This window comes from Gemmatimonadota bacterium, assembly GCA_040388625.1.
Classification (GTDB): Bacteria; Gemmatimonadota; Gemmatimonadetes; order Gemmatimonadales; family Gemmatimonadaceae; genus Fen-1247.
In genome coordinates this window covers 652508-665437 of sequence record JAZKBK010000001.1, presented here as the reverse complement: position 1 = coordinate 665437, position 12930 = coordinate 652508, and the positions used below count along the sequence as shown (strand labels likewise).

General features: G+C 62.5%; 11 protein-coding genes and 1 tRNA gene. All 12 read left to right on the top strand.

Translation table 11 applies throughout. From position 1 onward, the window contains the following. Positions 1-35: 35 nt before the first annotated feature. The 12 genes from cpaB (at position 36) to V4529_03085 (ending at position 12924) form a co-directional block, all read left to right on the top strand. On the top strand, positions 36-953 hold the full coding sequence (cpaB, locus tag V4529_03140; protein MES2357317.1) for a Flp pilus assembly protein CpaB: 918 nt from the start codon (positions 36-38) through the stop codon (positions 951-953). A 74-nt stretch (positions 954-1027) separates the two neighbouring features. Next, positions 1028-2236, top strand: coding sequence for a pilus assembly protein N-terminal domain-containing protein (locus V4529_03135; protein MES2357316.1), 1209 nt, complete (start codon positions 1028-1030; stop codon positions 2234-2236). Beyond that, complete coding sequence (locus V4529_03130) at positions 2237-3454, top strand: AAA family ATPase (protein MES2357315.1); 1218 nt, start codon at positions 2237-2239, stop codon at positions 3452-3454. Between the two features lie 10 nt (positions 3455-3464). Next, positions 3465-4892 (top strand): CpaF family protein, encoded by a 1428-nt coding sequence (locus tag V4529_03125; protein ID MES2357314.1) that lies wholly within the window; start codon positions 3465-3467, stop codon positions 4890-4892. A 5-nt stretch (positions 4893-4897) separates the two neighbouring features. Then, positions 4898-5848 (top strand): type II secretion system F family protein, encoded by a 951-nt coding sequence (locus V4529_03120; GenBank protein ID MES2357313.1) that lies wholly within the window; start codon positions 4898-4900, stop codon positions 5846-5848. Positions 5849-5864: 16 nt separating this feature from the next. Continuing rightward, on the top strand, positions 5865-6779 hold the full coding sequence (locus V4529_03115; GenBank protein ID MES2357312.1) for a type II secretion system F family protein: 915 nt from the start codon (positions 5865-5867) through the stop codon (positions 6777-6779). A gap of 27 nt (positions 6780-6806) precedes the next feature. Continuing rightward, positions 6807-7859, top strand: a complete 1053-nt coding sequence (locus V4529_03110; protein MES2357311.1) for a pilus assembly protein TadG-related protein — start codon at positions 6807-6809, stop codon at positions 7857-7859. Between the two features lie 51 nt (positions 7860-7910). After that, positions 7911-9068: a TadE/TadG family type IV pilus assembly protein gene (locus V4529_03105; GenBank protein MES2357310.1), complete on the top strand. Its 1158-nt coding sequence runs from the start codon at positions 7911-7913 to the stop codon at positions 9066-9068. Between the two features lie 103 nt (positions 9069-9171). Next, a complete protein-coding gene (locus V4529_03100; GenBank protein MES2357309.1) occupies positions 9172-10272 on the top strand; it encodes a hypothetical protein in 1101 nt (366 codons plus the stop codon). Between the two features lie 96 nt (positions 10273-10368). After that, positions 10369-10454 (top strand) — tRNA-Leu (locus V4529_03095). 128 nt (positions 10455-10582) lie between these two features. Then, a complete protein-coding gene (locus V4529_03090) occupies positions 10583-11746 on the top strand; it encodes a glycosyltransferase family 9 protein (protein MES2357308.1) in 1164 nt (387 codons plus the stop codon). Continuing rightward, a complete protein-coding gene (locus V4529_03085) occupies positions 11743-12924 on the top strand; it encodes a glycosyltransferase family 4 protein (GenBank protein ID MES2357307.1) in 1182 nt (393 codons plus the stop codon). The genes V4529_03090 and V4529_03085 overlap by 4 nt, the downstream gene beginning before the upstream one ends. The last annotated feature ends 6 nt before the right edge of the window (positions 12925-12930 follow it).

Here is a 12930-nt window from a genome sequence, read left to right as displayed (position 1 = left end):
CAGTTCCGTAACGCCTACACGCTGAGGTTGGACCGATGGCTGAACGACGGTACACGATGGTTCTCTATGGCGCTCTCGTTGTCGCGGCTATCGCGACGTTCGGCGCCTACCGCATGCTGGGATCGCTGCGCGACCAGACGCGAGTTCCGACTCAGCCTGTAGTTATCGCGACGAAGGATCTCCCGGAAGGAGTGTCGCTCGACCGGCTCGCGCTCACCACGCGCAACTGGCCGATCGCGACCGTTCCTGTCGGAGCATTCTCGTCGGTCGACTCGGCGGTCGGGCGCGTTACGCGCATTGCCATCTTCAACGGCGAGGCGATAGTGCCGGGACGGCTCGCGCCGGCCGGCGCAGGCGCTGGGCTCGAGCAGAAGATCGCGCCGGGGACGCGCGCGATGGCGGTGCGCATCAACGATGTCGCAGGCATAAGCGGCCTGCTTCAACCGAACAGTCGCGTCGACGTTCTCGTGACTCTGGCCGAGGATGCGAACAACCGCGATACACAGATGGCAAAGCTGTTCATGGAAAACATGCGGGTTCTGTCCGTAGGGACGGAAGTGCAGCGTGACGCCGATGGCAAGCCCAACAATGCGACGACTGTCACACTTGGCGTAACGCCGCAGGAAGCCGAGCAGCTCGCCGTTGCGATGAACAAGGGGAGCATACAACTGGTGCTGCGCGGTTATGGCGATCCCGATACGGTTCGCACTGCCGGAGCGACATCCAGCGACGTGCTTGCCCTGCTACGCGGAGCGCCAGCCGTCAAGCCTGCGGAGGCGCATCGTGAGGCTCGCCGGCGGATTGTCGCACCTCCGAAACCGGTGCCAGTAGCGGTCGTGATGGCCAAGCCCGCACCCCCGGATTCGGTAACAGTGAGCGTGTATCGCGCCGACAAGCCGACGAAGCAGACGTTCGAGAAGCCAGGTACCGGTGGCGTTCCGAAATCGCCGTGACGCAGGAGATGGTGGAATGCCGGACCGTTCGCAGCAACGTCGCACGCGCTCTTTCTTCATTCAGCGAGGAATTCTTGTCCCTTACGAACTTTCGGCACACGGCAGCAGCGCTCGCTACCGCGGGCGTGTTCACCTTCATGACTGCAGGCAGCGCGCTCGCGCAGAGTGTAGCCGTTTACGGACCCGAGACGCAGGGACGCGCCGACCCGATTTCGATGATCGAACTTTCGGTGGGAAGATCGCTGCCGGTGACTACGCCGGTCGCGCTCACAAAGGCGTCGGTCGCCTCGCCGGACATCGCAGATCTCATCGTTGTAAGCGGTCGTGAATTCGTGATAAACGCGAAGGCAATCGGTGAGACGGACGCTGTCCTGTGGCTTGCCAACGGGACACGGCAGCACCTGCGCGTGTCCGTGCGGTCTCCTTCGGATCGGCAACAGGTGGCGGTCTACATACGGTTCGCCGAGGTGAATCGCACCTTGCTTAGAACGATCGGCGTATCTGCGCGATACCGAGACGCCCAGGGCCACGAGCGCATAGGAACCGGCACGTTCAATACGGACAACCCGTTCAACGCGGACGGATCGATCACCCTTCCCGGAACCACCGGATTCCTGACCGTGCTGACCGACTTCAACACCAAGCGACTGCTCGCGCTGCTGGATGCGAACGAACAGAAGGGTCTTTCGCGGACGCTTGCGGAGCCGGACGTCCTCGCCGGGAATCGCGATACAGCGACGTTTCTCGCTGGCGGCGAGGTTCCGATCCCGATCGTGCAGGGAAGCCAGACCGCCGGCGGCACCAACACGGTCACGATCATGTTCAAGGAATTCGGCGTCAAGCTCAAGTTCGTGCCGGAGATTCTGAACGACAGTCTCATCAAGCTGTCGCTCGCGCCGGAAGTCTCGAGCATCGACAACAACAACGCAATCACATTGTCTGGCTTCCGCATTCCGGCATTCCAGACGAGACGTGTGAGTACCACGGTCGATGTCCGGAGAGACGAGAGCCTGATCATCTCCGGACTGTTCAACAATTCGCGCAATCTCGTGAAGACCGGAATCCCGTTTCTGCAGGACATTCCGATCCTCGGCCAGCTCTTCTCGAGCACGCAGTGGCAGAACGACGAGACGGAGCTGCTGGTAGTCGTCACTCCGGTGGTGATAGATCCGATGCATACGCGGCCAGTGGACACGTTGCCGATCATTCCGGACACGGCGCTTCCGGCGCGCGGCGCGATACAGAATCGGCTTCCGCCTGTCGCGAAACCGGAGCCTCGCTAGATGACGCAGCGTCGCGCAATCGTCGTCGCGGATTCCGCTGGCTCGCCCGACATGGTCGCGGACGCGCTCAGCCGTTTCGGCTTTACGACGATCGTTCCATCGCCGCGACTGGACCAGGCGCTTGGACGGTTGCGCGCGGAGCCGTTTGACCTGCTGATAGTGCCGCTGCACAGCATCGAGCAGAGTCAGCTCGCGATGCTGGAGCGAGAGATAAGAGGGCGCGCGAACCTCTCCGTGATCGGCACGGCGCCAACTGCCGATCCGGATCTCATTCTGCGCGCTATGCGGGCGGGGGTACACGAGTTTCTCGTCTTTCCACCGACTCAGCAGGATCTCGCGGCCGCGGTCGAGCGGCTGATAATACGGGGTGGCGCCACCGATCACAGCGGCCAGGTGATAGCCGTATACAGCGCCAAGGGCGGACTCGGCACCACCAGCATCGCGGTGAACATGGCGCAGGCATTCGCGGCGAACGATACGCGCGCGAAGGTCGCGCTGGCCGACTGTGTATTCACCGGCGGCGACGTGCGCGTCTTCCTCAACCTGCAGCCTGCGTACGACATCAGCGACCTGGTGGACAAGCTGGACGGAATCGATGGCGCTTTGCTGAATTCGCTCATGACTCAGGGCCCGATGGGCGTATCGGTCCTCCCATCGAGCGAAGACCCAATGATGGACGACGCGTTCGACGCTGCCACAGTCGGCGTCGTGGTGGATCAACTTCGCGCCAACTTCGATGTCACGGTGATCGATTGCGAGCATCACATGAGCGAGCGAACGCTGGCGATCCTCGACGCAGCAGATCGCATCGCTCTCGTCACCCAGCCCAACGTCCCATCGCTGCGCAGCACACAACGTACGCTCTCGCTGTTTCGCAGGCTTGGCTACGCCGAGACAAAGTCATGTGTGGTGCTCAACCGGTTCCAGTCGGGTGATGTGTTCACGCTGCCGATGGTTGCGGAATCACTGAAACACGAGCTCTTCTGGAATCTGCCGAATGATTATCGAACGTCGGTCGCCTCGCTGAACAAGGGAATATCGGTGTCGCAGGAGGCGGCGGGATCCAAGCTGGCGCGAAGCTACGGGCAGCTCGCGGCCAAGCTGCGCGGCGCCGTCGCGCCGCGCGATCCCGTGCGTCCCGCAGCTGCGGCGGCGCCGGAGCGTTCACGTCTGCGCAGTCTGTTCGGACTCACCGGGAGGTCTCCAAGTGTCACTTAAGAGTCGTTTGATGGGGCGCGCTTCATCGCCTGACGCCAACGGAAACGGTGGCGCGCCAACAGCCGCGCCAACGGTGACGATTGCCTCGCCGGTGTTCCCGACGCCTGCGTCGACGAAGCCGGCGCCGGCGGCAGCTGCATCCGGCATGTACACGCACCGCATCGAGGAAGAAACGCTCGGCACGGTCGATCAGCTCAAGAGCGATCTGCATCGCAGGCTCATCGAGCGGCTCGATCTCGACGCGCTGGAGAAGATCAAGGACGAGCGCGTCATATCGGCGGAGATCCGGCGCGCGGTTCTGGATCTTCTACGCGATGAACCCACTCCACTCAGTCAGAGCCAGCGTGACGAGATCATCGAGCAGATCATCTACGAGGTGATCGGACTCGGACCGATCGAGCCGCTGTTCCGCGATCCGTCGATCAGCGACATTCTGGTGAACGGCTCGAAGATGATCTTCGTCGAGCGGCGGGGCAAGTTGACGAGGGTCGCCACGTCATTCAGAAATGATGCGCATCTCACCGCGATCATCGACCGCATCGTCAGTCGGGTGGGACGTCGCGTGGATGAGTCGTCACCGATGGTGGATGCGCGCCTGCCCGATGGGTCGCGCGTGAATGCCATAATTCCGCCGCTCGCGCTCGACGGTCCGGTGTTGTCGATTCGCCGCTTCGGCGCCGATCTCGCGATCGAGAACCTGCTCGCCAACGGCGCAATGAGCGAAGGGATGATGGAGCTGCTCGCCGGCTGTGTGAACGCGCGGCTCAACATTCTGATCTCGGGCGGTACTGGCGCCGGCAAGACGACGCTGCTCAATGCTCTGACATCGTACATCCAGGAGGACCATCGGATAATCACGATCGAGGACGCAGCCGAGCTGAGGTTGCAGCAGCACCACGTGGTTCGGCTCGAGACCCGACCGCCCAACGCGGAAGGGCAGGGCGAGGTGGTCGCGCGTGATCTGGTCAAGAATGCGCTGCGCATGCGGCCTGACAGAATAATCGTCGGCGAGGTGCGATCCGGCGAGGCGCTGGACATGCTGCAGGCGATGAACACCGGTCACGAGGGATCGCTGACCACGATTCACGCCAACAGTCCGCGCGACGCACTCGCCCGTCTCGAGACGATGATCCTGATGGCCGGAACGAATCTCCCGAACCGAGCGATGCGAGAGCAGATCTCGTCGGCACTGGACGTGATCATTCAGATATCACGCCTGTCCGACGGCACTCGCCGGATCACGAGCATCGTCGAGGTGACGGGGATGGAGGAGGCGGTGATTTCGGTGCAGGAGATCTACAGATTCCGGCGCCGCGGAATTGCCGCCGACGGAACGGTCCTGGGCGAATTCGAGCCGACCGGAATCCGGCCGGCGTTCACCGAGCGTCTCCGCCTCGCGGGTGTTGAGTTCGGTCCGACCATCTTCTCCGACCACTGACGGCGATGCAGCTCATCATCCTCGCTGGTGTATTCCTCGCGACGCTCGGAGTGATCGTCGGCGCCTACCTGTTCGCGAACAGACGCGCGTTGGCCGAGGCAGATGCAGTACGTTCGCGGCTTCATGGCGAGACGCTCATCAACGGTCCTCAGACGATTCTGAAGGACGACGCGGTGAGCGAGGTGCCGTTTCTCGATCGTCTCCTGAAGGGTCGCGATGTGACGGACGTGATCCACGCACGCCTGCAGCGCGCCGGCTCGGCGCAGAAGCCTGGCGTCTTCCTGCTTTTCTCGGCGCTGCTCGCGGTAGTTGGTCTCGCGCTTGGTGCAAGGGCGGGCTTCCTGATATCCGTTATTCTCGCCGTCGTCGCCGGTTTCATTCCATGGGTATGGCTCGGCTACGCACAACGCAGACGAATCGCCGCGTTCGATGCCCAGCTTCCGGAGGCGCTCGACATGATGTCGAACGCAATGAAGGCCGGCTATTCGTTTCAGGCGGCTGCAAAGTTCATCAGCGAGGAGCTCGGAGCGCCGCTCGGCACCGAGTTCGGCCGTTTCTACGACGAGCAACGACTCGGAATCGACGTTCGAACCGCGCTGGTGGCGATGCACGAGCGTATCGACAGCCTCAATCTCAAGATGTTCGTCACCGCCGTACTCATCCAGCGCGAGACCGGCGGCAACCTGACCGAGCTTCTGGGCAATCTCGGCACGCTGATGCGCGACCGGGTCGCACTGCGCGGACAGATCGAGACGCTGGCGTCCGAGCCCAAGTTGTCGGGACGATTTCTCTCGCTGCTGCCGGTTGTGATCTTTCTCATGCTCGGCGCGCTTAACCCGACCTTCGTGGCGCCGTTCAGATCGAGCACGGCCGGTCACTATATGCTGGCTGGCGGCGTGCTGTCCTGCATCATCGGGTACATGATAATGATGAAGATGGCACGGATAGACACATGACGCGGAGCTATCGGAAATGACAACCCCACTGGCACTCGCGGCGCTCGTCTTTCTCAGCATTGCCTCGCTCGGTGCTGCGACATATGTCTATCTGCTCGAGCGGTCACGGCGCAGCATCGTCGATCGCACAGCGGTGCAGACGCAGAGCGGGTCGTATGGCAGGCTGTTCGGAGCCGGTGCGCAGAGCGCGAAGCGATCGTTCACACGCGTGCTGGCCGAGTTCGTTCCCGAGGCGTGGACCAACAATGCGAAGACCGACACGGCGCTCGTGCAGGCTGGCTACGACTCCGCGACCGCGCCGCTCACATATGCGGCGATCAGGGTAGCGTTGCTCGTTGGCATCCCCGTGCTGGTGCTGCTGCTGGCGCCCAAGCAGACGTTCGCGCGCGTGGTGATGTACGTCGCCGCAGCAGCGATAGTCGCTGCGCTGCTTCCTGTGTGGTACCTGGTACGCGCGGTGCGCCTGAGACAGGAGACCATCCGCCGATCGCTGCCGGATACACTGGACCTGCTGGTCGTGTGCATCGAGGCCGGAATAAGCCTGGATGCGGCGATACTGCGTGTCGCAAGAGAGCTCGGCAGCGTTCATCCGGAGCTCGCCGGCGAGCTCGTGATAGTGAACCGCAAGACCAACGCTGGCATGTCGCGCGAGGACGCACTGCGCGGATTGTGGACGCGGACAGGGGTGCACGAGATCAGGACACTCGTGTCGCACATAATACAGGGTGAGAAATGGGGAACGAGCAGCGGACGCGTATTGCGCGTCTACTCGGAGACTCTGCGCCGACTGCGCCGGCAGGCTGCCGAAAAGAAGGCCGCCACGCTGCCTGTGAAGATGTTGTTGCCGCTCGGGCTGTTCATCTTCCCGTCGATCTTCATAGTGATATTGGGACCCGTTGCAATGAACGTGATGAAACTTTTCGCGAAGTGACGTCGTCGACGCTTCCATGAGAGACCCATGCCCGGACTGAAAAACAGGAAGGGGGCGATACTTGTACTTGCCGCGTTCACGATGGTGGTGCTCGTCATCATGCTTGCATTCGTCATCGACGTCAGCCGCATGCTGATCCAGAAGAACGAGCTGCAGACCGGGACCGATGCTGCTGCGCACGCGTCCGCGATTCAACTGCTGATAGACCCGTCGCAAGTCGCCGCCGTCGCGAGCGCTGCGGGCGTTCGAAATCTTGTGCTCGGACGTGCAACGACCTTCCCCGCATCGAGCGTCCAGTGCGGCGTGTGGGATGGAACGACGAATGGCTGGGGTGCCGGATCGCCGCACACGTTGCCCTGTACTGCGGCGGATAACGCGGCCCAGGTATCGGGGAGCGACCCGACCAGCTATCTGTTCCAGTCCGTATTGGGGGCCGCGGCGCAACAGGTTCACACGATCGCCGTTGCCTGGGCGGCGCCGCAGGTCACGAGCACGAATTGCGTGAAGCCGTGGGGGATGTTCTACTCGGAGCTCACGAAGCGGCTCAATCCGTCGGCGGCGCCAGACAGGGATCTCACGGCGGCGGACCTGGTGCAGCTGGCGACGCTTCCCGCATCGCAATTGACGGTCACGCTGAAGCAGGGCGCGCCCCCATCTCCGTCCGGCGGCAACTTCGGCGCTATGGACTTCGGGAACGGTGCGAATGCATACGGCACGTACATCAACACGTGTTATCCTGTCGTGCTCGGACCGGGCGACATCATCGACACGGAGACGGGAAACATAGCCGGTCCGACGCGCTCCAACGTCTGCATCCTGTGCAACCAGCCCGGAATGTGCAGCGGTAACCCTCCGACTTACACGTGCAGGAACGTGGACGGATCTGTTGGCGTGGTCGTCAAGGTGCCGCTGTTTGATCTTGTTGGCGCAAAATCGAGTGGCAAATATCCCGTCACAATACGAATGATCTCTGGCTTCTCACTCGATCAGGTGAGTAACAAGGGGTCCGAGATCACCGGACATTTCATTCGCGCGATCGACGAGGGCGCGATCGGAACCAAGTATGGAACGCTCGTGTGACTCGTCCTTGTCCAGTAGCGGTTCGAATTCGCGGGCCGCATCGGAGGCCTCATGCCGACGTTGAAGAACAGAAGAGGAGCGATCATGGTTCTGGCCGCATTCGCGGTGGCCACGCTCGTGATCATGCTTGCGTTCGTGATAGAGCTGAGTCGGTTGTACGTACAGAAGAACGAGCTTCAGACGGCATCGGATGCGGCGGCGCTTTCAGGTGCGCTGCACCTTTCGGTGACTACGAATCAAGTAGCGGACTCCGCGGTTGCGGCGGGAAACAGGAACCGGATACTGACGCGTAATGCGTCGCTCGTTGTCGGCGAAGTAATGTGCGGCGTGTGGGATGGCCTTCCGGTCAATGGCACGACACCGAACACGTGGCACGCGGGCTCGCCGCACGCGCTTCCGTGCGTTTCGACCGACAATGCAGTGCAGGTGACCGGCAGCGATCCGACGAGCTATCTTTTCGCCGGCGTTCTCAACGCAACCAACGGAAATGTCGGCGCCGTGGCTGCGGCGTGGGTCGCGCCGACCGTGGATAAGACAAACTGCATCAAGCCGCTCGCAGTCGACTATTCGCTGCTTCTGGCCGCACTCGATCCTTTCCGCGGCGGCGTTGCCCGGAATCCTCTGCGCATCCTGGACGGAATCGATTACAACACGCTGCACAACAATGCGTCGCAGCTGGTCTTCTGTCTCAAGGATGGATCGACCGGTCACGTTACGTGCCCCAACACTGCCAACACGCCCGGAAGCTTCAACATCATCGGATTGCAACCCGGCGATCGTGGCGGGAACACGTATGGCAACGAGCTTGCGGCCAACTGCAGTGAAGCCTATGCGATCGGTGCAGGTGACAACATCGACGTCCAGACCGGTAACATCGTCGGCCAGACACGGCAGGGAGTAAGGACGTTCTGCACCAACAACACGCCGTGCACGATGAAATTCGCGCTGTACGATGATCCCACTACCGATCCCGGAGCAACGTATCCGACGGACAAGCCCGCGACGGATGGCAGCCCCTGTTCCGGCCAGACGACCGGGACCAGCGTCTGCTACAAGGTCGTAACGATAGGCGCTGCAGTGATCGACTATCCACCGCTCTCCGGCACACCCAATGGGGTGATAACCGGACACTTCACCATCGCCAACGACCCCGGCGGAACCATCGGAACCACGCCGGGCTTGCTACAGCGGGTCATTCTAGTGCAGTGACGGTGGATGCGTGACGTTCGTACGTCCCGGTTCGGACTGCGCCCGCAGATCCCTCGCCGCTGTGCTTGGCGCGTGCGCCGCGTTGTGCGCTACAGCAAGTCCCTTGCTCGCGCAGCGCACGCGCGCACATCCCGCGCCGGCTCCGGCGACGATCATCTTCCGCGGCACGGTCGTGCGTCAGGATTCCGCTTCGCCGGCGCCGTACAGCAGCGTCGAGCTGGTGGAAGCGCACGCCCGGCATTTTGCAGACGACGCCGGCCATTTCTCGTTCAAGATCGTCGCCGGACGATATCACGTTCGCATCCGGCAGCTCGGCTTTGCGGCCCACGATACGGTTGTTGATATTTCGGAGCGCCCACCTCCAGCCACGCTCGTCGTAGTGATGAAGGCGGTGACGATCAGGCTGACCGATGTCAATGTCCGCGCACCGCAAACCTGCACCAGTCCCGGCGTCGACAGCGCCGCCACTCCAATTCTCGGCGAGTTCATGGCTGACGTACGCCAGAACGCGGACCGTGAGCTGCTGCTCAGACGGTCATATCCGTTCGAGTACACCGTCGAGGACGTCCAGACGAGCACGCCCGTTGGCTCACCCGATTCCGCGCGCTCGGTGCTCGACACGCTCGCCTATCGGAGCGATGCGCTGATGCCGTATGGTCGCGGGAGTACGATCTTCACGGACCGTACCGATCCGCGCGGTGCGTGGGAGCGCATGCGATTGCCATCGACGCTGGACTTCGCGGACAGCACTTTTCTGGCGACACACTGCTTCGACTACGGCGTTGCCGAATCAGGTGACTACGACATCAACTTCCGTCCGCTGGCGACGATCACGGCGCCCGACGTCGAGGGCACCGTGACGCTGGACAGTCTCACATTCGTCGTGCGGAGCGCGGTGGTGCGACTTACCCACCCGGGCAACGTCGCGCCCGGTTATGGCCGTCTGGAGGTGAGAACGACGTACCGCGAAGTGCTGCCGAGAATCGCGCTTCCGGATACGATTGCATCGACGCAACGGTACAGCACACCCGCGCCGGACAGCCGGCCCTTCATTGCAACAGAGGTTCAGTCGATGCGCGCGCTCAGGTTCGTGGGCCGAGCGCCGGACGGAGTGAGCAAGGAACAGCTATTCGGAGGTCCGGTGAAGCCGGGAGGCGGGTTGTCGGCCCGATTGCACGTTTCGTGGCAGGATCCTCAGCCCTGACGCGCTGCCGAGGTGGCGATCTTCGCCAGTTGGGGTTGCCTCGAGTCTTCACTGTCGGTTGTACGCTACTGGTGAAACGGGTAAATTTGCCGGTCGGCCCGGATGGCGGAATCGGTAGACGCAGGGGACTCAAAATCCCCCGATCAGCGATGATCGTGCGAGTTCGAGTCTCGCTCTGGGCATAAGTACGCTATCACTCATACCATGTTCGGTTGTAGTCGCTGGCCCAGTGTCCCCGAGTCGCAGTGCGCGTCCATGGCACCGTCGATGCGTCAGCAGAGGGTCGATTGAGGCCACAGGAGTGCAGTAGATGCAGTTGAGAGGCGTCGAGCGCGCGTGGCGTCTTGCGTGGATGCGCGGCATAGCTCGAATGCTCCCCGGACAGCGCGAGACCACGCTTCCGGACGTAAAAGCGCGCCCGCTCAAGGTTCTTTTTTTGAGGTATGAGCGTATCGGTGACATGATCATGGCGACGGGGATGATTCGAGCCCTGGCTCAATCGTCGCCTCTTGTTACCCTCGACGTGGTAGCGGCGCCCAACACGTCCACCGTACTCGATCGCAATCCCTACGTCCGCCGGATCTTCACGCTGGATCGGAAAAGCTGGGGCAGCTATCGCAGGCTCGCGCGTGAGCTCGCCGCCGAGCGTTACGACGTCATCGTGGACGGCCGCATCAACAATCCCAGGACGTTCACTTCGACGCCGCTGCTCATGCTCGCCGCGCGTGCGAAGTATCGAGTCGGCGTTGGTGGCGGAAACAACGATCTGGTCTACAACGTTCGCGTGCGGCCGTACGACAATCACGAACACTATATCGACGGCTCGCGCGCGCTCGCAGAACCGTTCGGCGTTGACGTGGGTCGATTCAACTGGCGCCCGCAGCTGTTTCTCTCGGGCGAGGAGATGAATAACGCTGAAGCCACGTGGAGGCGCGCGGAGGCGCAGCCGGGACTTGACCGCGTGCGCACTGACTCGCGCGAGCCGCGTCTGCTGGTGAATCTGTCTGCATCCGAGCAGAAGCGGCGGTGGCCGGACGATCGCTTCGTGACGGCACTTCGCGCCGCCCGTACGGCGCATCCCGACATGCCGATCGTCGTGATCGGCCTTCCTAGCGAATGGGAGAGCGTTAAGACCGTCGCCGCGGCCGTGAGAGGGGAGGCGACAAAAACGCCCGAGCTGCGCGACGCGCTGGCGCTGGTTGCGACCAGCGACCTTGTATTCACCCCTGACACCAGCATCTCGCACGCGGCAAGTGCGTTCAACAAGCCAGCAGTTGTATTGCTGCGAGGCGACTGCTGGCAGTACGCGCCGTGGGACATTGCGGGCGAGGTGGTATTCTGGAGCGGAGAAACGATCTCCCGGCTGGATGTGGAAGATGTATTGCCCGCGGTTCTGCGCCTGAGCGAGCTGCCATCCGACCGTGACGCGATGCAGCGCTCCGATCTCGCGTCCCGGCAACGCACCGCTGGATGACGGAACCGCTCAGCAATGTTTTCGTAACGCAGAACTTCCCGCCAGTCGGCGGCGGAATGTCGCGGCGCCACGCAGAGCTGGTTCGTCGTTATGGCGAGCCCATGGATGTATCCACGGTCGCGTGTGATGATTCCGCGCCGCTGGATGCGCTGGAACCGTACCGTATCGACCGGCAGGAATTCCCATTCGCATCGGCAAAGTTGTTCGCCAACGAGATACGCTGGGGTCGCTGGCTTGCGCGGCGCTGCACCAGCGGCGTGGACGTGATTCACTGCGGGGAGATTCGTCCCGTCGGCTACGCAGTCTGGTGGGCGCACAAGCGGACAGCGGTGCCGTATGTGATATACGTGAACGGCGGAGATCTGCTGCGCGAGCGACGCAAGACTGCGGCGCACTGGAGCAAGCGCATAAGTGCATACCGCCTGTTGAGTGACACCGCTGGCATCATCGCCAATTCGGAGTGGTCCGCATCGCTCACGCGCGAGATCATGGGCGAAATTGGAATCGCCAGTCCGCCTCCCGTCGCAGCGATCGATCTCGGGACGGATCCTGTGCGCTTTTCTCCGTCGGGCGAGACGGGCAAGCTGCGCGCGAAGCTGGAGCTGGGTAGCGCCCCCATCATGTTGTCGGTGGCGCGGCTCGTTCCGCACAAGGGACAGGACATCGCGATCGAGACGCTCGCAGCGCTGCAGGCGGAATTTCCGACGCTGCACTACGTGATAGTGGGAACTGGCGACGACGAGCCGCGGTTGCGCGCGCTCGCGGAAACGTTGCGTATCGCCAACCGGGTTCACTTCGCAGGACAGCTGAACGACGAGGATCTCGCCGACGCGTATGCGACGTCCACCGTTTACGTCGGGCTTTCACGCCTCGACAACGAGATAAACGTCGAAGGATTCGGAATTTCGTTCGTCGAGGCTGGCGCAAGCGGAATTCCCGTCGTCGGCGGTGATTCGGGCGGCGTACGTGCGGCCGTTCGCGACGGCGAGACTGGCTTCGTGGTGGATCCCACCGACATTGGAGCGGCAACGGCTGCGATCGGAAGCATTCTTCGAGATCCGGCGCTTCATTCGCAGCTGGGATCGGCGGGACGCGCGGCCGTGGAATCGCACTACAACTGGGATCGCGTCGCCGGTGAGACTCGAGAGTTCGTTCGCGAGTGCGTTACCCGTGATTGACAAGCA